This window comes from Sulfurifustis variabilis (assembly GCF_002355415.1).
Lineage (GTDB): Bacteria > Pseudomonadota > Gammaproteobacteria > Acidiferrobacterales > Sulfurifustaceae > Sulfurifustis > Sulfurifustis variabilis.
Genome location: NZ_AP014936.1, coordinates 3,334,230 through 3,355,045 on the forward strand (window position 1 = coordinate 3,334,230; position 20,816 = coordinate 3,355,045).

General features: G+C 61.2%; 14 protein-coding genes. 7 read left to right on the forward strand and 7 right to left on the reverse strand.

Translation table 11 applies throughout. The features are described from left to right. The first annotated feature begins 1,464 nt into the window (after positions 1-1,464). From SVA_RS16135 to SVA_RS16150, 4 genes are read left to right on the forward strand one after another with little or no spacing between them, the layout of a single operon-like run. Positions 1,465-2,475, forward strand: a complete 1,011-nt coding sequence (locus SVA_RS16135; protein WP_096462197.1) for a PRTRC system protein D — start codon at positions 1,465-1,467, stop codon at positions 2,473-2,475. Then, positions 2,472-2,735 carry a hypothetical protein gene (locus tag SVA_RS16140; protein ID WP_096462198.1) on the forward strand — a complete coding sequence of 88 codons (264 nt, stop codon included), beginning with the start codon at positions 2,472-2,474 and terminating at the stop codon, positions 2,733-2,735. Before SVA_RS16135 ends, SVA_RS16140 begins: the two co-directional genes overlap by 4 nt. A gap of 22 nt (positions 2,736-2,757) precedes the next feature. Further along, positions 2,758-3,171, forward strand: a complete 414-nt coding sequence (locus SVA_RS16145) for a helix-turn-helix domain-containing protein (RefSeq protein ID WP_096462199.1) — start codon at positions 2,758-2,760, stop codon at positions 3,169-3,171. After that, entirely contained in the window at positions 3,168-4,112 is a 945-nt protein-coding gene (locus tag SVA_RS16150) for a tyrosine-type recombinase/integrase (RefSeq protein ID WP_169924148.1), read from the forward strand. The genes SVA_RS16145 and SVA_RS16150 overlap by 4 nt, the downstream gene beginning before the upstream one ends. A 357-nt stretch (positions 4,113-4,469) precedes the next feature. On the opposite strand, the gene SVA_RS16155 is transcribed toward SVA_RS16150, so the two are convergent. From SVA_RS16155 to SVA_RS16165, 3 genes are all read right to left on the reverse strand, one after another. Beyond that, a complete protein-coding gene (locus SVA_RS16155; RefSeq protein ID WP_096462201.1) occupies positions 4,470-5,888 on the reverse strand; it encodes an argonaute/piwi family protein in 1,419 nt (472 codons plus the stop codon). Next, positions 5,885-7,621, reverse strand: a complete 1,737-nt coding sequence (locus tag SVA_RS16160; RefSeq protein WP_096462202.1) for an SIR2 family protein — start codon at positions 7,619-7,621, stop codon at positions 5,885-5,887. Before SVA_RS16160 ends, SVA_RS16155 begins: the two co-directional genes overlap by 4 nt. Positions 7,622-7,703: 82 nt before the next feature. Continuing rightward, complete coding sequence (locus SVA_RS16165; RefSeq protein ID WP_096462203.1) at positions 7,704-13,232, reverse strand: DEAD/DEAH box helicase; 5,529 nt, start codon at positions 13,230-13,232, stop codon at positions 7,704-7,706. 758 nt (positions 13,233-13,990) lie between these two features. Between SVA_RS16165 and SVA_RS16170 the strand changes: the two genes are divergently transcribed. Continuing rightward, positions 13,991-14,200 carry a hypothetical protein gene (locus SVA_RS16170; protein WP_096462204.1) on the forward strand — a complete coding sequence of 70 codons (210 nt, stop codon included), beginning with the start codon at positions 13,991-13,993 and terminating at the stop codon, positions 14,198-14,200. Positions 14,201-14,865: 665 nt separating this feature from the next. Then, a complete protein-coding gene (locus tag SVA_RS16175) occupies positions 14,866-15,240 on the forward strand; it encodes a hypothetical protein (protein WP_148665528.1) in 375 nt (124 codons plus the stop codon). A 1,061-nt stretch (positions 15,241-16,301) separates the two neighbouring features. Here SVA_RS16175 and SVA_RS20520 read toward each other — a convergent pair. The 4 genes from SVA_RS20520 to SVA_RS16195 form a co-directional block, all read right to left on the reverse strand. Further along, positions 16,302-17,114, reverse strand: coding sequence for an endonuclease III domain-containing protein (locus tag SVA_RS20520; RefSeq protein ID WP_096462206.1), 813 nt, complete (start codon positions 17,112-17,114; stop codon positions 16,302-16,304). Continuing rightward, a complete protein-coding gene (locus SVA_RS16185) occupies positions 17,111-18,316 on the reverse strand; it encodes a DNA cytosine methyltransferase (RefSeq protein WP_096462207.1) in 1,206 nt (401 codons plus the stop codon). Before SVA_RS16185 ends, SVA_RS20520 begins: the two co-directional genes overlap by 4 nt. An 84-nt stretch (positions 18,317-18,400) precedes the next feature. Next, positions 18,401-19,234 carry a nucleotidyl transferase AbiEii/AbiGii toxin family protein gene (locus tag SVA_RS16190; protein ID WP_096462208.1) on the reverse strand — a complete coding sequence of 278 codons (834 nt, stop codon included), beginning with the start codon at positions 19,232-19,234 and terminating at the stop codon, positions 18,401-18,403. Then, the gene (locus tag SVA_RS16195; protein ID WP_169924149.1) at positions 19,231-20,004 is read right to left on the reverse strand and encodes a type IV toxin-antitoxin system AbiEi family antitoxin domain-containing protein; all 774 of its coding nucleotides are present in this window, start codon (positions 20,002-20,004) and stop codon (positions 19,231-19,233) included. Before SVA_RS16195 ends, SVA_RS16190 begins: the two co-directional genes overlap by 4 nt. Before the next feature lie 550 nt (positions 20,005-20,554). Between SVA_RS16195 and SVA_RS16200 the strand changes: the two genes are divergently transcribed. After that, on the forward strand, positions 20,555-20,779 hold the full coding sequence (locus tag SVA_RS16200) for a hypothetical protein (protein WP_096462210.1): 225 nt from the start codon (positions 20,555-20,557) through the stop codon (positions 20,777-20,779). Positions 20,780-20,816: the final 37 nt, after the last annotated feature.

Below are 20,816 nucleotides of genomic sequence, written 5' to 3' on the forward strand. Positions count from 1 at the left end.
AAGACACCGATGGGCTTCCTGCCGGCCAACAGCAGGCTGGGTGGCTGCGCAACTTCCCGGGGCACGTGGCGTCGCGTATGGACGCCATATTCCCCGAGCGGCCTTGCGGCCGTGTACTGGGCGCCGCTTCGTCGGATCGATTGCATGCGAAGCCGACGCAACATCGGCTTCGGCACCGTATGCCGTCGTCCTGCGACACGGTGCTTGGACGTGATCGTTACTACGCGATCACGTTTCGGGCGGGGGGGACGACCTGTTGGGGACCTTCGCGCGGAGACGGCGCGAATCGCGCTGGCGGTGAGGCTTGCCTGGCGCAGTGCCCTGATGGCGCATGCAAACAGCGAAAGCGCCTGCGAGCTACGACACGGGGGGACTCAACACTCTCGGGTAAGCACTTGGGGCGAGCATTCGCCCTTGTGCTATCGGCGCTGCTTTTCCTGTTCGGACGCTGCAGCTCGCGCGCCTCGGTCGAGGCTTGGGGGAAAACGCGCGCATTCTGAACTGATCACACACGCGCGGTCAAGCGCGTCTTCGCGCGCTTGTCGGGTGTGGAACTATTTGTCTGCGGTCGATGCGGGTGCCGCCGGCCCTGATCGGCATCGCCAAGTGCCGATGCACAAGGACGATTCTTGGACGCGCTCGACCCCTCTGTGTTCCGGGAACCGAGGCACGTGGAGATTGATCGCGAGACACGCCGCGACCGCGGGCTCCGGCACGCTGCCCTGCGACACGGTGCGGCATCGCGGAGAGCGACCGATCGCCGTCGATCACACCGGCAACCGATTGAGCCGCGCTCCATCGCCGTCACCATCAAACACGTCGCTTGCGACGTGCATCGCCCGTCACGAGCCCGATCGCGTCGTCTGCGACGTTTCTGCGACGCGCACCGGCGATAGATGCGTGATCTGGTGATCTATCCCCTCTTGCCTCGCGATGAGTCTTCTGGCACAAATGCCGCCACGGGATTCGAGCGAGTCGAACCCGATAGTCGTCGGCGGCATGCGGCGACTGCGTGACCCGAGACCGCATGCGACACGCTCCACCCGATCGCTGGTCTCAACGAGGTGATCGATCGTTCGGCTTCTCAGGCCAAACGATCGAGCGGCAACGAAAGCAAGGCACCGCTAGTGCCGACGCCCCGTTGCCGTAGCTTTTGTGATAGTAGCTGGCGCAAGACCCCGCAGTTTCTGCTAGGTCAATGAGGTCGGATAGCGTGCTCTTTGGCGTTCGCTGATCCGGCTTGAAACGAGACCTGCCGCGCGGCATGCGGCAACAGTCAAGCGGGTGCGGCATCGGGCTAATCAATCAGCCCTCGCTGCCAGCCCGCTTCTCTCCATGTTCCCTGTTCGTGATTTTGCGGCGTGCTGCGTGTGCGCCGCGCGGATGACGCACGCCCGCTCGCGCCGGTTTTTCACGCGCGCCGTTCACCCTGATTTCAACCGAATTCCTTAAAGGAGCTACTGCATGCACACCACCATTCGAGCAATCGATGTTGGCTACGGAAACACCAAGTACACGCTGTCCCACAGCCGCCAGGGGGAGATCCCTTGCGGCGTCTTCGCGTCCATCGTCGCCCCGGCGGTGGCGGGCGATCTCTCGGACGGGGCGCTCGCGCGGCGCAACACCGCCGTCGTCCACGTGAACGGCTGCGACTACGAGGTCGGCCCGGATGCCGAGCTCGTGACTGGCGCGCACGCCGCGCGCGTGCTCCACGGCGAGTTCCTCGGCACGCGCGAGTATCTCGCGCTGCTGCGCGGGGCGCTCTGCTACATGGAGGTCGCGAGCATCGATCTCCTCGTGGTCGGCCTCCCGGTGTCCTACCTCGCGGACAAGGCGGCGGCGCTGCGCGCCCTGGCCGAAGGGACGCACGTGCTGTCGGTGAAGCATTCCGTGCACGTGGCCAAGGCGCTCGTGCTCGCCCAGCCGCTCGGCGGCCTCGCCTACCACGCCATGACCCGCGGCCTCTACGGCCGGTTCCTCCAGACCCGCAACCTCATCGTCGATCCCGGCTACTACACCGTCGACTGGCTGACCACGAAGGGCCTGCAGCCGCTGCCCAAGCGCTGCGGGAGCTTCGCCGGGGGTGTGCACGCGGTCGCTCGGGCCGTTGCGCGCGCGGTAGCGAGCGAGGAGCGGATTTCCCCTGATGAGCTGCCGGCGCTCGATGCCGCCGTGCGCGACGGCTACCTCACGCTCTTCGGCCGGCGTACGCCTCTGCAACCGCGGCATCTCGAGGCGGCCCGCGGCGTCACCGAGGAGGCGGCGCACGCGATTGCGAACTCGGTCGGGGCCGGACGCGACATCGAGGCGATCCTGCTCGTCGGCGGCGGTGCGGATCTCTACCGCGAGGCGCTCGCCCGGCGGTATCCGAAGCACGCGGTCCAGATCGTACCGGAGCCGGTGCTCGCGAATGTCCGCGGCTTCCAGCTCATCGGCGAGGAGGTCGCGCGCCGGCGCCAAGCGGCCACGGCATGAAGCGGCTTCGCATCAACCTGCACATCCGTGACGACGTCTCGCCGAGGCTCTACGAGGCCCTGGCCAGTCTGCCGCCGCGCCCGCGCGCCGAGCTCCTGCGGCGGCTCGCCGAGCTCGGCCTGCGGCCGGCCGCCCCAACCGTGCCGCAGCTTGACCGAGATGAGGCAACCGCCGTGGCCGCTATGACAGAAGCCAGCGATCCGCGGGACCGGGATGCGTTCGGCGATGAGCTGGTGCGCATCGTGAGCGGCCTGCCGTAAGGACCAACACCGAGACCACGCCATGCTCAAACACGCCAATCCTGACCCGAACCAGGTCGCCACGTCCCTGGGGAAGTCCACGCCGCGCTCGTCCGAGAAAGACGGGAGAAGCGAGACGCTGCTGACACTGGAACAGGCAGCCCGGTTCCTCCGGATGAACCCGGAATCCCTGCGCCGCAAAGCAAAGGCCGGAGAGGTTCCGGGCGCCAAGATCGGACGATCCTGGCTCTTCTACGAACCTGACCTTGTCGCCAACTTGAGGTCCTTGTACCCTGCTTCTCGGGCGTTGCAGGGCAAGGAGGAAAATCCATGCTCTGCAAATTCAAGGGCAGTCCGCATTGGTACGTTCGCTTCACGGCGCCAAATGGACGCCGCATATGCCGAACTACTCGGACTGCCGATCGAAAGCTCGCCCAAGAGTACGAAATCCAGTTGAAGCAGGAGGTATGGCGGGCCTGCCAGCTCGGTGAGGAATCGCCGAAACGCTGGGAGGAGGCCGTCATGCCCTGGTCGCAGGCCAAGAAGTCCAAGCCGTCGTGGCGAGACCTGCGTCGGAACCTGCGGATACTGAATCCGTACCTCGGGGGCAAGCTGTTGAGAGACATCACCGCGGAGGACATAGATAGGATCAAGGCAGACCGAGAGTCAGCGGGGGTAGCGCCAGCAACAACCAATCGGACGCTCGAAGTGTTGCGTTCGGTATTGCGGATGGCACTCAAGCGTAATTGGCTCAAAGCGCTCCCCCCGATCGAATTCCTCGACGAACCCGACGTTCGCATTCGTTGGATCACGCCGGAAGAAGCCGACCGGTTGATTCAGGAACTGGCGAAGTCGAAGCGGACCGCAGCGCTTGCGGAATTGGTCCGGTTCAGCCTCGCGACGGGACTGCGCGAATCGAACGTCACCGGCCTTGAGTGGTCTAGGGTCGATCTGGAGCGGCGGGTAATGTGGGTGGAAGGCTATCAATCGAAGAACGGTTCGGCCTTCAATCTGCCGCTTTCCGCCGAGGCGATCCTGGTGCTACGTCGGCAGCAAGGGAAGCATTCGCGGTGGGTGTTTACGTATTACGGAAAGCGAGTAAAACGGGGCAACACGAAGGCGTTCAAAGCGGCTCTGAAGCGCGCAGGGATTTCCAACTTCCGTTGGCACGACCTGCGTCACACCTGGGCCTCTTGGCACGTTCAAAATGGAACGCCGATCCCCGTGCTGCAGCAACTCGGTGGATGGAAGACGCTCGCGATGGTCATGCGGTACGCCCATCTCGGCGCCAGCCACCTCGCCGAGTTTGCCGACAACGTCCCGAGGCTTCGGGTCGTTGCTGGCAAAAAATTGGCAAAGTCAGAATGCGACTCTACCGAAGATGCTGTAAGTGCTTGATAACTGGTGGGCCGTGCAGGAGTCGAACCTGCGACCAACTGGTTAAAAGGCGTGAGCTGTTTTTGTGGGCGTAGTCAATTCAACCACTTACGGAGCGCCCGTTGCACACAAAAGCAGCAAAACGTCCATTTGGGCCCACTGAAGTGTCACAAAAGTGCCACACGAAAATTTTTTTCGAGCGTCACTTACGCAAGGATTCGCTCGCACGGCGAAATGATACGCTGCGCGACGCAAGGTGGTCACCCAACATGCTCTCCAGATCCTGGATCTGTCATGCGCGTTCTCGGTGCCCTTCCTCCTCTTTTCGGCGCCGCGCCTCTTTCTCCAATCTCTCCTTTTCGATTTCACGCGACCGAGTTACATGAAGAACCGAAACTGATACGGCGCGCTCCCCAAACCGTGCATGCGCTTAACCACTCGCGCGAGTACCTTCGCGTACCCAATGGTTACGGGTAGCGGGTCATACAAAGCATCGTTGTTCCAGTCCATTTTCGAAAGCGCGAGTATGGCGCGCGCGGTCTCGTCCCAAGGCCCGTGGCCGGCGTGCCGTACCAAGCGCACCGGTACGGGTGTACCTCGAGCACCCTGAAAGTATTGCCGATCGCTAATGCCACGTACGTCACCATGGGTCCACAGCAACGCTTCTCGCGGACCGAGACCCATCAGCGTACCGCGCGAAACCGGAAAGGCTGCGGGCTTTCCCTTCTTCGCGCCATCATCACCGTCGATCCGAATTCCGCGCCAACCAACGTCTTCAACGATCTGCAAGAGATCGACTGCCTCGCACAGATGAAGGGCTTCCATGCAACCATCGATCTCGTCCGGCTTAAATTCGGTTGTCTTATGGACCATCACACGGCGCGGCGAGCGACCAGCATGACGGCGACGGTATAGTTCCAACGAACGTGTCATCACGCGGAACATCTCGGTACGTGAGAGGAATGGATTGTCGCGTTGGACCTCCACTTCGTGGGCATCATAGGCAACAAACTCCAAGCCCGAGCCTTCAGCGTCAAAAACCTGGCTGCAGCAGGTAACAAAGCGAGGCCGGTCCGATTCGACCGGGCGCACGGCGTAGGAAATTCCGATGTAAGCAGTTTCAGGGTCCATCTCAGCCAGCTTCCAGGGCACACCACCGGCCTTGGCATAAAGCGCTAACCCAATGCGCCACATCACACTAGCTCGATCTGGATAGGCGAGCGCCTTGTCCTCGCGTACCAACTGGACAGGGAGTCGACGGGTGGCTGTTGCGGCTTTTAGGTGATCATGCAGATCAAAATCTTCGCCTGACGCCCCGACGTAGCCAGCTGCCCAGCGTTGAGGGATGTAAATAAACAGCACATCAAAATCATTGCGTTGGGTGTCGAGGCGCTGAATGGCGCGCACCAGCCGCTCGGCCAACACAATGTGCGGTGTTGATGAATCGCAGAATTCAGCCTCAAGTTCTTTGTCGAGCTCAACGTGGCAGCTACCACCGGCGGCTTTCATATGAAGACCGAAAACGCGCTGAAAACCGGGCCACTCCGGCAGATAGTCTCTGCGCTCGCTGGGTTTGGCTGGCGCGTTGAGCTGCTTCAAGAAATCGTAAAGGCGGTGGCTCTCACCCTCAGGTGCCAACGTGGCGACGCGGATAGGATCCGGCACCAAGCCGCTGGAGTGCGGACCGAATCGCAGCAGGCCCCGCAGCGGGTGAATGTCCTGGTCAGATGCGCGATCAGGATGGAAGGCCAGTTTTGGTTCAGGCAACCAAACATGAGGAAAAATCTCGCTGCTCATGCCCCAGCCCTCCTCGAAAAGGCGGTAATCCCAGAGATAGAAAAAACGGCATCGACACCATCACCGATTTCCAGCGCGCGCAGATCGCTGCCGGCAAGTAGTTCAGCCCAAAAATCGACGAAATCGTTGAGTTGCCGGTTATAGCGCTTAACCGTCCTTTCACGAGAAAAATCTGCGGCAGCCGCCTTATTGGCATCGGTGATGCCATCGAAGACTGTCCGCGGTTCGATCAACAACCACAGGCGGTCATCGGCCCAGTCGAGCCGAATTCCAACACCTTCACGCCAACGTAATCCGGAACCACCTGCGACCGCACCACTGAGCGAGCCGGCCAGACGTTTCAGTGGCGCCCATGTGCTGTCCGCTGGATCAGTTGGTGCTAGCAGATCCGTGCTTCGCCGGCGAACGACGTCAAGACACCGATGGCGCTGGATCGCCCGAGTCAGTGCATCGCGCAAGAGACCGCGTTCGCCAGAATCATAGCGAAGCCGTTTTGTCTCGATGGTATGCAAGTCAAATTCCGTGATGCCGTATGGCTCGAAAGCCTTACGCACATCAGCGTCCCTACCATATGCCAATACTCCGGCCCGAGTGCGAGCAATCAATACGTCCACACCGGCCTTTTGAGCTGCATCGCGCGCTTCACCAAAGCCGCCGATCTGGCACACTACACGCCGGCACACGTTGGGCGTACGGACTACCGGTAACGCATTGAGGCGCACTACTGGCCAACCACGACTTCCGTTTGGACGCGGAGCGTCGCTCCAGCGCCGACGCTCCGTAGCGAAAGCATCAAGCACGGTCGTGTCGATACCCTTCACCAGACGGATGAGATCTCGCATTACCTCGTCGAAGTTTTCCACACGCACTAGCCCAGCTTCCACTCCCGCCGCCTTGGCGCTCAACAGTAACTGCTGAACGCGGGGGAGCGGCGGTTCTTCGCCTCGATGCAGCCAAAAGAGCCCCAACTGGAACGCGTCGCTGTGCTTTAGTGCCTCCTCGAGCGCGTCCATGATGGAATCGTCACGGCCGCTATAGCCGACTACCACGAGTCCGAAGCGCCGGCAGGAGTCGATGAGGATTTGCCTCAGCCGTTCGTCTTGGTGGCGCAGTTCGTCGCCAGTATTCTTTAAGCGGCGCGACCGAAAATCCCCATGCAGTTTGACCTCCACGGGCCAGCGTCCTTGCGTAATGCATTGCGCTGCCAAGTCCGGCGCGTCAAGGGCCGCACAAGTCAGCGCCCCCGTTCCGTCGTACACCTTGGCACAGCCATCAGCCATGAGTGGATCGAAGTTCGTAGTCCACACAAGGCGGGTGAGTTGCGCACGCATTAGTGTCGCGAGAGCGAGGTGACCATAGGAAGGCTTCGCCCCGGCCATCTTGGCATCCAAATAGGCGCGCCGGTCGACTTCGGCCGGATAGGTCGCCTCGAAAAGCGCGGCATATTCTTCCGGCGAACCTGGCGGCGGGAAGTTCTTTGTCGAATCGATATGAGCTTGCAACTGAGCGCGGATCGCCGAATTCGAGAGATCCGCGACTGACTGCGGCGAGACTCGGCGTTGGCTGATATACAACTGTTGCTTGAACTCCCACACCATGTCCGACGCAGTTGGTATACCGGCTGACGCCGATGCTCCAGCACCGAGTAACCACATCAGGTTTTCTGCGCGCAATGAAAAGCGCCGGGCGAAATCATCAGCGCTAATCTCAGGTAAAGTGGTCTTGTTATCCATGGGTGGCTGAAAGGAGCTGGAGTTCAGCGATTTTTCTATGGCCGTTTCGGAGGTCTGTACGCCAATACATGCTCGTTGCCTGTCAGAACGGCCTTCTTAGCACTTCAAAGATCGACTTAAACGTAACGTGACAACCAGCTGCTACAGCCTGCGCATATGCCCCGGCGAGCTGAGGACCCAAGCGGTTTCGATCGGTATCCCACAGCGGGTGCGTGATAATCTCAACCTGATTCCCGCGGCGGCCTGCTTGAAGACCCCCATACGTAAGGCGCTGCCAGCCGGGCATCGCTGCGAAGTACGGTCCGGCAGCTGACGCGTCAATCCCTTGCCAGTAGGGCACCGAGAAGTCGATCTGAGCGTTTGGGTCCAACGCCAATCGAGCCAGATCTAGACCCAAGCGCCAGTCAAGAATGTTGTGGTACGCGAGATTGCTGAAATCGCGGAGACAGTCGGGGCATGACGTCTGGCAAATACCAGAGTGCACTGCAGTGACCAGCGGTCCGTAGAACGTGTTGCTCGTCTGGCCAACGACGAAACGCAAGAGACTCTCAGCTTCGGTTGGGCTACCGAAGTACGAACTGTATCCAGCACCATTCTCCAGGCTGTCTGAGATGAAAATCTGGCCAATAACTTGCCCATTCGCGTCCTGCATCACGCGTAAACCAACCTTAAGTTCTCGCTCATGGATATCCAGCCGTACCGCCGCCGCTCGCCGGAGCAGGAAGCCCAAAGAATACAGCGCCGCGCGGCCTTCAACCCGAAGCGGCATGGCACTGACACCTACCGGCCATGTTCGGATACCGAGCACAAGAACATCGGTAGGTTTGACGGAGGCGAGAGCGCGGCGGTCAACTGCTCCTCCGGGGGCGAGGGGAACATTATTGATGCCGATTTTCGCCAGGGCTTCCCGTGTGACCCATGTTTCTCCTTGGGCGAGCTTTTCAAAGTCAAACTGACGCCCTTCGTTGTCGTTGATAACGTAAACCGTGTCTTGGCCGCTCCAGACCTCGAAGTTTGCAACTGGTGTCATCGGAACCGGTGTAACACCGACTTTCGGACGCGATGCCCGCGCAGTCCATTCGAATACGCCGTCGAAGTCGCGGCTTGCTCCAGACCACGTGCGGAACCCTCGCGGCTGCGAGAGGCGTACCAGGTCGTAGTCGGGCGGTGCCGCACCACAGACCGGGCAGGCTGGTGCCGGGTTTTGCGAACCGTCAACCGCTTGACACCGCCGGCATAATCCAACGACCTGAGGCGGGCCAAGTGGATTCGGCTGCTCGGTGACCGTATTTCCCTGAGGCTGATAGTCGACGACACCAACCGATGTATGAATGAGTCCATCCTTCACCGTTTCAGAGCAAGGTGCAAACTGGCTGATTGCTATATCGAGTTCGCGATCGACAACGCCCTCTGGCGGCCATTCGTAGGCTGTGCCGGGCCTCTCATGGAAGAGGTAGCGAACGCGCGTCGGGAACCCGAACATCGGCAGTATGCCGGCGTTTGCGAGCCGCTCACTTAACGATCTCTGCGGGAGCCTTGGGTCAGTTGCAGCTGCCGTCACTCGCGCCACGAGCTGATTCTGAATGAAACTGATCAAGTCGGGCCGCTGTGCCTGCAACTGCGGCGTCGTGTAGGAAAGCAGAACGTCGCACGTTCGCGCAATGGCGGCTGGGTTGCTTTGAATCCAAGCGCCGACAAGCTGCGCGACGGTCATGCCCGGCGGAGTGCCAGGAACAGGCTGGGCTGGCGGAGCGCCCCACTGCGCAGCATCTCCGAACTCGCCGTGGACGCTGTCACCACCCGTGGCCGCAAACAGACCGAGAGCGCCAAACGCTTGCCGCAGGACCTCCTTGGCCAGCACGCGCTGTAGGATCACCTCCCGGCGCATGTCAACGTATGGCTGCGGAGGAGGATCGGAGGTCATGCGGTCGGGACGCTGGAAATAGTAATCATCGTGGCTGCGGCCCCGGCATAACGTCAGTGCTACCGAAAGGCCAGCACCCCGCCGGCCTGCGCGGCCGACGCGCTGCTGGTAGTTGAAGCGCATCGGCGGCATGTTCGCCATCATCACGGCAAGCAACGAGCCGATATCGACGCCTGCCTCCATTGTTGTGGTCACGCTAAGGAGGTCAATCGCGTCCGTAATTGGGATCTCATCGGGGGGTGGGAGGCAGATGTCTTGGAAGAGCCGCTGGCGCTTCCTTCCTTCGTTCTTGTTTGTTTGCCCCGTGAGTTCCTCGCAGTTCAGGCGGAACAGCGGGCCCGCCTGGGTTGCGAGATAGCTGTAGTAATCAGGTGAGACCTGTGCCGCCGCCATTGGCTGGGGCGGCCCGAGCGGCGTATTGCAGTCCGTACAAACGCCGCCGGATGGGTGGAGGTGGATGCGGCGGCACTGACCGCATTCGTAGTAGGACGGGCCTGGGCGCGCGAGGCAGAGGTTCTGGACCATGAGCACGTGCTGGGCAAGCACGCCTGCGCCATTGAGATAAGTCAAAACATCGGCAGCAAAGGTCTGAGGTGTTTGGCCATGCTGTTGGGCGACGGCTGCGAGATACTGGGCGACGTACCCAGGTGGATTAGGCTGGCTAGCGGCGCCATGAGTTGAGAGGCGCCGCCGCGCGCCGAGCAGTCGAATCACGCCATCGGCGGCCTCTTGCACGAGAGGGTTAGGGGCTGGAGCGCCGATCCGGTCAGTCGTTGCGTACGCAATTCGCAGCGATTCAAGGCTGCGCCGCCCAGAAGCGAAAATGACATCCATCACCTCAAGGAGCGACTGATCTTGAATCCGCCGCAGGTGATCTCGCTGTGGCTGCGTAAGCTGCGCCCCTCTAGCCTGCGGCACAGATCCTGGTGGTCCCCAGACATACAAATCTCGCCAGCTCCCGGTCTGCTGCCGCGGGTCCGTCCAGAGCACGTCTTGTATAAATCCGCCTGGGTTCATCCCGCGAGCCAGGAGCTGCGCCGAGGCATCAGCTGCAAGTTGCGCTACATGAAACGGACCCTGAACTGCGCGAGTCAGGATGCGCTGCGCAGCCTGCTGGTACGTTAGCCCCGGATAGTTAGGGCACGCCTGTTGAGCAGTCACCGGGTTTGCGGCACCTAAGAGAATCGCCGACTCCGCTGTGTGCGTGCTTGCGAATGTAGTTGCTAGCGCCTGCTGTTCCGGCGGCAGCACCTGTCCAGCGAGTTGCGCCGCGAACGCTTGCGCGCCGGCGCCTTGCACTGCGATCGCCTGGGTAATCGCTTGGCGCAGCGCGTCGCGGTAGTGAGAAAAGCGCATGCCCGCTGAAAGCTTGGCCGCGTCCTGCCGGCTGTCCGAAAAAACCACGAGCTTGCGCGACTGGCTCGCTCCCGCGCCAGCGATCCGGCGGAGAAGCGAATCAGATAGCACTTGGGCAATCTTCTGAAAACCGGTCCGCAGGGTGCGAATGGGGGAACCAATCTGGCGGCGCGACCAATCCGCGTCGCAGCGCGGGCAGCGCGCAGGGTACGCCTGGTTCGCGCTGTCGGCCGCCGGTGGGTTCGGGCCCTGCATCGCCGGCACGAAGTAGAGATAGCCAGGACCCCCGAGAACTACCTTGCCATCAGCGGGTGTGAACCGGGCTGGCCTCCAGAACCGTTGCACCCCCTCTTGTGTCCACTGCGGCGATGCCGGCGCCATTCCAGGACCAGCCGGCCAGTAAACAGCGTACCGAAGATAGTCGCGGTCGAGCGATGCCATGTCCGGAGATGCTTCAAGGTCGGGGTGATCAGGGCTGAGGTACCACTCGTTAGGATTTAGGCCGGTATCGCGCCGGTATCCCCCGAAGAATATCTCGCCGCACGCCTCGCAATAGAGCAACTCGAGAACTCTAGAGCCACACCCGCACGTTAGCGTCGGGACGTAGTGCAGCGTACCGGCCGGGCAGGCGCCGTTTCGCGGCGGCGCCTGCGTGCAGCTCGCGTTTGTGCAGACCCATAGTCCTTGAAGGTTGCGGAAAACCATGTGTGCCCGCACGGGCAAAGGCGCTGTGCCGGCGGCACCTCGCGCCGCAGATAGGCCAGCAAGCAACCCCTCAAGTGCCTCGAGGCGATCCGCTGGTGCGAGCGCGGGGAACATGGCTGCCGCGATTTGTTCAGGAAACCGGGGCTCGATCTGGGGTGTCTGAGCTGGACCGGTGGAACATGCCAATCGCAACGCATCTGCGGCCATGATGTGCCCGAGTGCAGATTCGAGAACTCCCTCGGGAGTCGCGCCGGGACCGATTGCGGTTGCTCCGATAGCTGCATGAAACGCGTGCGCCGCTGCTGTTATCGGCACCTGCGACGCTCGCAGATCCTGCCGGAGTTGGCGCAGCGCAGTTGCGCTGGCGCGCACGGGGGCAAACGCGCCGGGGTTGAGGGGTTGCGTGGCGCCCCCTACTACCCGAAAACGATTCTGATCGCGCCCGAAAAACGCCTCAAGGTACTGGAGACCGGCTGCACCGCTGGCTACCGAGGCGCTCGACGCGATGATGCGGAGCTGGTCTGAGTCTGGCGACAGGCCGAATCGGTCAAGCAAAACTCTGATGAGGTACGCAACCTCAGTTCCGGGCGTGCCGCGGTAAGTGTGTAGCTCGTCGACGACGAGATGGAATATATGAGAGGCATCTGCCTGGAGCCACTGTCTCGTCTGGTCGAAGATTGGTGATTCAACTCCGCGCATCAACATGATGTTGAGCATTGAGTAGTTCGTGATCAGGATGTCTGGCGGGTGATCCTGCATATCCCACCGCGACCACATCTCGCCGCCGTCCATACTGGGGAAGAAGCGTGCGGCGGGCGATCCAACAACGAGCTGCGCGTCGCGCTCGATGCTTGCGAGTTCGGTACGTAACCTGGCTTCTGCGTTCTTCGTGGGAATACCGGATACAGGAGTACGCCCAGTGTAACGCCCGAAGTAAAAGCGATTGCCTCCACGCTGTACTTGGAGCCACGTGCGGGCTTGAGCGCTATCCAAGCCGTCACGGAGTCGTGCGAGCTGATCTTCAACGAGTGCGTTGAGTGGATAGAGAATCAGCGCCCGCACGGCCGCAGGCCGCACCGCCGGGTCCTCGTGGGCGCGCTGGGGAATCCGCGGCGCCCACCTTCTCCTGCTCCCCTGCATAGTCCAATGATTCCACCAGTCCCACTGCGCTGGCCGCGGCCCGGGAGCCCCCCACGCAGACGATTCGCGAATCAACGCCGCGGCGATGGGCAAGAGGAAACACTCAGTCTTTCCTGAACCAGTTCCCGTTGTGACAACAACATCACGTCCCTGCACTACCGATTCCTGAAAGACCTCCCGCTGGTGCGCGTACAGTTCGCGCGAAGGCGGGAAGAGACCCTGCGACACGAAGCCAACCAGATCCGCCAGCGCGCCGGGTGCCCAGGACGCCCCGAGCAAGGATTGTGCTACCTGCTGGAATGTTTGCCCGCAGGTCTGATAGGCGGGCACCGGCTCAATCAGCGGGTACCGATATAGCCGCCCATCAGCATCGAGCAGCTGGCGGCGCTCGGCGACGAGATCCGGGTATCTGAGGTCGAAGGGGCTATCGAGGTACCTTAGATACGTGTCGCGCAGACTTTCGAAGATCGCAAGCGGGTTACTCATCGGAGCTCCTGTCGCAGTAATCCCGATGCGAGCCTGGCGATAACCTCGGGCACATCGGAGTAGTGAAGAAAGCCGGTAGCGCCTTGCCCTCCCTCATAGGCAGGCGGCAATCCTGAACAGAGAACGAGCGCTCGCTCCAAAAGGAAGGGCGGGCGGCAACTTGCGGGCACTGAAAGCCGGCGGTTAACAACAGCATAATGAAGAATCCGCCGGCGCCGGCGCTTTAGGACGATGTACTTCCCCACTTGGCCTGGCACCTGATAAGCCATGCCCCTGGAGCAGAGTAACACTTGGCGCTGGTGCCGAAGCGAGAAGCGAAAGAGACCACCGGAGCTGGAAAGAGCTTCATCGCGTGTCGCAGCTCTCCACCGGAGACTGGAAGCCGACCATTGTTCGATCCTCCACTCAGAACCGAACGGTAATTCGACCCGGCGGCGCACCGCGGGATCATCCACAGGCGGCAGGCTCATCAGGATGGCCGCCGGCGCATCGGGTTGCAAGAACAGCCCAGCGCGTTGCGCTATATCGGCCAGCGTGTCTGGATCGCTCGCGACAATCCGGAATTGATCCGGGCACGCAGCAGATGGCAGCGTTTCGAACTTGTTCGGGGTAGCTGCGTTTCCAAGCCGTTGGAGGAGTGCGGGCGACCGTGCTCCGGCGAGTACGCCAAGCCACCCCTTATCATTTCGTGTCACGGCAAGACTCGGTGGTACCACCCTCCACTCGTTATCGCCGCCAGCTCCCCCAAAGAACTCGGCGTGGCCGAGCCGCTGCAGGTTAAGACGCAGGGCTTGGTAGAGCGGAAGGGCGTACTGGTCAGTGCCCTCTTCGCTCCCGTCTGGCAGATCGCCATTACTGTCGGCCATGTGGAGTTCTTCGACCGCGGTGCGGAACTGCTGCCAGGAACCCTGCCGGCGTGCGGACATCCAGAGAAGGAGATCGTTTGCGCTCATCGCATACGCCTCTGAATCGCTCTCGCGTGCTGCTTGTAGACTTGCCACAACGAAGCCACCTCAGTTCCAGGCGGTTCGGTCGCAAGACCTTTTCGGCCAGCAGCTAGGATTGCAGACGTCCATGCTTTGATACGCCTCGCGTGCTCCCGGCCAGCGCACTGCGGCCGCTGGATCATGTTTGCCTGCCGAGGCGACTCCTGCCCGCCAGCAGGGCGTAGGTCACCGATGAGCAGCACGCGGGCGATGCGCTTATCGCACCGGAGCGTATCGGCTGGTATCGCCCAAACCGGGTCGAACCAAGGAAATCCGATGCACGTCTGGGCGCGGACATCACCGCGGACATCGCACGCGTAAATCTGGCCGGGCTCCGCGCCAATAAGAATCGAGTTAGACGCCGGCACCACAACCCCGTGGCGCCCTGCCGGTCCCGGCCCAAGGCGCGGCGGCAGAACCAGTACGCCACAGATAGCTGGGTGGACCCGCTCGCCGTCCGCGCTGAAATCCCCCATCGACCAGGTGTATGCATCCCAAACTTCCCAATCCTCGGCTCCCTCACGAATTGAATAGGAGCGCGATGCGCTTGCGCACCAGACTTGGTGTTGGCCCGGGAGGTCCCATCCTGGCGCGGCATATCCGCCGTCTGGGCCCAGTGTCGCCTCACGTCCGTCGATCACCACGTTATGGATCGCCTCGACATCGCCGCGAAGGCGGATACGGGGCGGGTAACCGCGGAGCCATGTCTGGCGTTCGAGCCGGATACCACCCTCGAGGACGACCTCGACGTTGGCCAGGGGCCGGAGCACGTCGAGAATTTCTCCTTGCTGGCTCGCTGCGACGGGCGTTCGAGGCACCACACCGCGAAGACCGATCCAGCCCTGGGGTATTCCAGTTGTGGTATCCAGCACGTGAGGTTCTGGGCTCCCCGTTTGTTCGACTGCGCGCCTGACGTCTTGAAGGCGTTCCTCGGTGCAAAGAACGACGTGCTGTTCTCCGAGGATCAGCCGCGGCGTGCTGACAAAACCATTGAGGTCGCCATGCCTGCAGAGCACGAATAACTCGCGCCCGCTGAGTGACCATCGAACGATTCGACCATCAGCAAGGTGTCCTTCCCACTCGATCCCTCGCCGCAGCAAAGTTCCCATGTCCGGCAGAATAACGTCCTGATACCAATCGTCCTGTAGCGAGATCAGCTCAGGCGGGTCTCCCGACCCAGAGACAGCGATCTCACCGGGGAGTGCCGGTGCCCGGCGCGGCAACAAGGAGATATTGCAGAAGCCGGCTTTCTCGAAGATAAGGCGCACTTCGATTGGCAGCGCTCGCTCGCGCGCCACCCGCTCTTCCGAATCTTGGGGAGTCTCTCTTGGCGCAGCCGGCGCGCGAACTACTGGACGATACTGTCGGGGAGACCGCAAGCGCTTCGGCGACTCCTTGGATGGCTCTGGAGTCGCGACCGGTGCGCTAACCGTGATATCTCGAGGTGCAACCGTTATCGGCACAGCTGCAACGGAATCAGGCTTCTCAGCTGGCGGTGGTTCGCTGGCGCCACCTCCACCGCCCGGAGCTGCGGGGTTAACAACTTTGCGTAATTCGTCACTCTCTGGCGGAACCTTCTCGCCGCTCGCTACGGGAATGGCTGGCTCTATTACAGTTTCAGGCCTAGCGCGGGGCAGGTCGTCGGCAGGTCGTGGAGGAACTCTTGGCTCGCCTGCGGATTCTTGCGACAAGACCGACGGTTCTGCGGGAATCTCTCCGGGTTCCGCCACGGCTTGGGGCGCTATAGGCGGCGTCCCTGCCTCGGTCACGGGAAACGCATGGCCTGCGGTGTCTTCTCCAGCGTGTCGTGAATCCGCCGCTGTTTTCGCGGCTGAAGAAGATGAGTCGACCGGACCAGGAGCCGTGGAATCTACAGGTGGCATACGTAAAGGCTTCCCATCGCCACTAGGTCGCTCCGGCTGTTCTTCAAGACCCCCCTGGGCCTCCCGGCTCCGGGATTCGCGGAACGCGCGCAGAATAAGCACCGCGATCGCAAGTGCGAGCACGAAAGAGCAGATAACAAGCAATAGAGTTATCGTTGCGGACATTCTCCTCTCGTCACTCCTCCCTGCGATCTCTTGCTCTACTTCAAAGGACGCTCAGCCATCAGGTGCGCGCCTCTATAGTTGGCCGGCAGAGTCCGAAGGCGCTTTGTTTGTGCTGCCAAGTCAAACGGCCCAGTCGCGGCTTTGCGAGCCGCGCGAGGAAGTCCCTTCATCGCGCATATTGACCGTATCGGACAGCGAGGACATTGCGGTGCAACGGGCAGGCAAGTGCGCTGCCCATGGATCACCAGGTTCACGTGCAGGACTCGCCGGCGAGCAGCTGGAACGGCTGCCTGGAGTGCATCATGCAAGTAACGCCGCCTGTAGATGGCGGAGGAACGAAGGACTCCAACGCGCTTTAGAATCCGAAACGTATTCCCGTCCACGGGGAACACGTTTCGTCCAAGACTGTAGAGTAGGACGCAACGGGCCCCCTTCCACGAAAGTCCGGGAAGCCGCGTGAGGATCTGTTCAGCTTCCTCGTCGGTCATGTCCCGGAGTAGGTTCAGAGACAGCTCGCCGGCAATTCGGCGGACTTCAGTGACGAGGCGTTTGAGTGTGCGTGCCTTCTGCCGGTGGAGGCCTCCCTCGCGGAGGACTCTGGCGACTTGCGGAACCGGCGCGCGTTCGAGTGCCTCCCAGCTTGGATAAGTTGTCTTAAGCCTGTCCCAGGTCGCTCCGAAGCGAGCCAAATCCGTCTGGAAGCTGAGGATGATGTAAATCGCTTCATCCAGCGGATCCTCCTTGTTACCGAGAACGGCTTCAGGGGTCCCATACGCCTTCTCCAGACGGCGATCCAGCTCATCGAGACGATCTCTAGCACCGCGCGCCAGCGGCGAAGTGATTGTCATTGCTGGCCACCCTTGGGATCAATTTCTAGAACCTCGCCCAATACGCGCTCGATCATGAGGGGAGGCACTGAGTTGCCGATCATTTCATAGACGCTGCGCCGGCATGCCAGTTCGGACGGAAATGTGATCCGGTCTGGTATACCTTGCAGTCGAGCGTATTCGCGCACTGACAAAGATCGCTCTTGCGCGTAGTGATACACACAGTCGTATTTGGTCGAGAGTGCCGTGGACGGGGCATCCGGATGGAGACGCCGGTACGCGGAGTCGTAGCGTCGCGAGAGGCCATTGAGGTGCTCTGCGGGTATCGCGCGCGCGCAACCTCCTGGGGGAATGTGTCTGAGGCGACTTACTGTCTCTGCGTTGACCGCTGGCGTACGAGTATCGCGGAGCTTCGGCGGGGCACCCTTGCGCACCCAGCGCTGGAACACCGTCTTTGGTCCACGCGCGTAAGTTCTCTCTTGCTCCGGCTCGCCGGGACCTAGCACCGGCATGTCGGACAGTGCTTGCGATGCAGACGTAAGCGAGCCATCGTCGGGATCTCTGAGCGCTTTAAGATACGTCTCCAACTCTGCAGGAACTGCCCCACCGTGCCTTACGGCGGAGAACAGGGGCACCAAGTCTGGGCCTGGCTCTGGCAGGCTCTCGTCTCCGGAACCGTACCGAACACCTAAGATGAGTATTCGCCGCCGGGCCTGCGGCGTACCGAAGAGAGCTGCATCATAGATGCGATACTCAACACGGTAGCGCAGTCTTCGTGCAGGACGCTCCAGCCGGTCAAGGAGAGTGGCAAGGGTCTTGCCATCACGGTGCCTGATCAGATCCGGAACGTTCTCGATGAGAAACAGGCGCGGCTTGAGCAGACCGATGTACTCTGGCATCGCTGCCAGAACACGGTTGTGCCCGTTGCGGCCATCATGGTGACCGTTCCTCAGTTGGCTGAACCCCTTGCAAGGAGGTCCAGCAGCAAGAAGGTCTATCTCGCCTATCTTCCGCCTGTCCGCAGCAACAGCCTTCCTCCCGCTCTCACTCAACAGATTGCACGTAACCGCTACCTCTTTCGGGAAATTGTGGTTGTAGATGGCAACCGCCTCCTGCCAAGAGTCGTACGCTTTGGCAATATGAAAGCCGAGCGCGCGGAGCCCGATCCCGATACCGCCGAGACCCGCGCATAGTTCGACAGCAATTCCCTTAGCAGCAGTCATTCACACTTTGTCAGTAAAGTACGACGTGCACATTCTTAACCCACGAGCCGCAATGACCCTGGTTATCCATTACGCCTAGAATCTTCATATTGGCTTGCTCACCATCTTCCGAAACGTCTCCACCCACTCCCGCCACGTCTGCTCAAACTCTGGCAGCTCCTTCAGCATCGGGCCCAGCCGGTCAACCCAGGCGTCTCGATTCCATTCGCGGAGATTCTCCGAAATCAGTCCCTCAAGATCGGGTTCAATATCACGCACGCGGCACTTCTCCCGAAAGAGCGGCTCAAGTTCTTCCCACGCGTAGCGCTCTCCCGACCGGCACAGGATGTACCAGAGGTCGTACAGGTCTCGCGGGCGCGGCCACTTCTTCTGCTGTTGCAGCAAGGCGCGCAGCTTCTCGGCGATGATTTCCAGCTTGCTATAGGCGGCGATTTTGAATGGCGGAAGATCCGGGTACGCCGGTGTCACCGAACGTTCTTCGACGCCTGTAAGGATTGGCTCGTCAAACGTGAGTTGCACCTTAACGTGCGGCAGTGCCTGCCGCCGCGCCCCGCCACGAAGATACTGAACGGGAATCTCGATCTGAAAGTCACCGGGTACCGTCCGCGGTTCCTTGAGCGTCAGACGGGTGCCGGATTCATCCCCGATCCACGCAGCGACCTGCGCCAGCAATTCCAAAGACGTTTGGAGATTGCTGCCCTGCGGCTCGCAACTGAAATCGAGGTCCTCGGAAAAACGATAGCCCGCGTAGTAACAGTGGCGCAGGCAGGTACCGCCCTTGAACGCCCATCCCTTCGGCGCCAGGTCCGGGCGCGTCAGCCCGTAGAGTAGCCAGAGGATAACGTAGTCCTTTTCGGTCTGGTCGAAACGCAGCCCCTCTTTCTCAGCGAACTGGTGCAACGCCGCGGTGCTGATCATCTCTTGATCTCGACGTTCACGAGCAATCCCCAGCGGCGGTTGTACTTGCCGCGCTTGGGCAGCGTAGGGTCTAGGGGCGAGAAGCCGGGTGCGATGGGTACGGCCTTGCGCAGCGCTTCGGGGTCGCCGAGCTTGAGCGTCTCCATCAAGAAGCCCAGGCGTTTGGCGACAGCGCTGTTACCGATCTTGCCAGCGTAGTGGCGTAGCTTCGTTTCATCGAGCTCCGACCAGTTGCCGGCGAGCGCCTTGGCGATTTCATCCACCCCGCCTACGTACTGCGGGAGGTCCAGACCGTCGATGATGGTCTTTTCCTTGTCCGTTACTTGAAACGGCTGTTCATCGATCCAGTCCTTAACCACGGCGAAGAACTTGGCGGGCTTGAGCGAGATGAGCTTGAAGTTGATCCCCAGCACCTGCTTGGGGGGGCGGCGCACGGGGTGATTGGTTGCGACGAAGACCGTGCGAGGCAGTTGTTCGGTCAGGCCGTGATGGTTGAGCGCCGACCAGTAGGCGATCGCCGCCGGCGACACAAGCTCCATGGCCACGATGAATTCATGTAGCTGCGGCGTGCGGGCCTCGCCAGAGGAAAGCGGGATGACGGCGAAGCGGCCCCGCCGGATGCGCTTGATCCAGCCCTTTGTCTGGAGCTTTTCGAGAAACTGCCGAGTAGGATCTTCGGACTTGTGTCCCAAGACTTCGCGCGCATTGGCGATCGAAAACGTGGCCCGGGATCCGACCACCGCTAGAAACCGTGCCTCGGACCTACCCAAGGGACTTCTTGTTATATTGCGTGCGTCGTTTGTCATCTGTGCAGGTTACCTACGGCCTACAAAATATAACATTTGTGCAAGAAATCCAAGGACTTGTTTCTGGCGGTTCGTGGCCTTGCCCGCCCCTTTGCGGCAAATAAAGCAGCGCGGGGCAGTCCAGCGCAGCCGCACTTCGAACAGGATTGGGGGGTGCCCGAGCTTATGAAGCCGGTGCCCGGACAGCCGCAGATCACGTCATGCAGCGCTGCTTGCCGGTCCGCACCAGACCGTGGTGCGCCGTTCTCGGCATCGGACACTATGCAGACTTCTACGTCCTGGCAGGTTTAGGAGAGGCGCATGGCGGATAACAAGACCAAGACCACCACTTATGAGCATGTGTAAACCTTTTTCGCCCAGCCGAAAAACGACCTCGAGCACGCACGCCGCTACTCAGCGACCGGAACTACCAATCCGACCGGTGGCTCAGCGATTGTCTCTCGTCTGGATGCGACAGATAGATCCAGAGCAGTCGTTGCGTTTGTAGCGAGTTGGGGTAGGCTTTCGAGAACCCATGAGACACCGCGAAATCATCGAGGGCGGGCGCGCGGATCTCGAGCTGGAGCTGCTCAAAGCCATGTTCACGCCTGGCGGCGAACACCGAGTGCGTGAAATCGAGGCCCGTCTTGCGCCCCGTGGCCGAGGCAAGCTTCGCCTCGTTTCAGATGTGACTCGCGAGCGCGCCTCGCCCGAGACCGGTGCCAATCAAAGCGCCAATCAAGGCCCGCGCACAGACTGAGCGCGAGGTTTCACTACAGGGCAGCGAGTCCGACAGC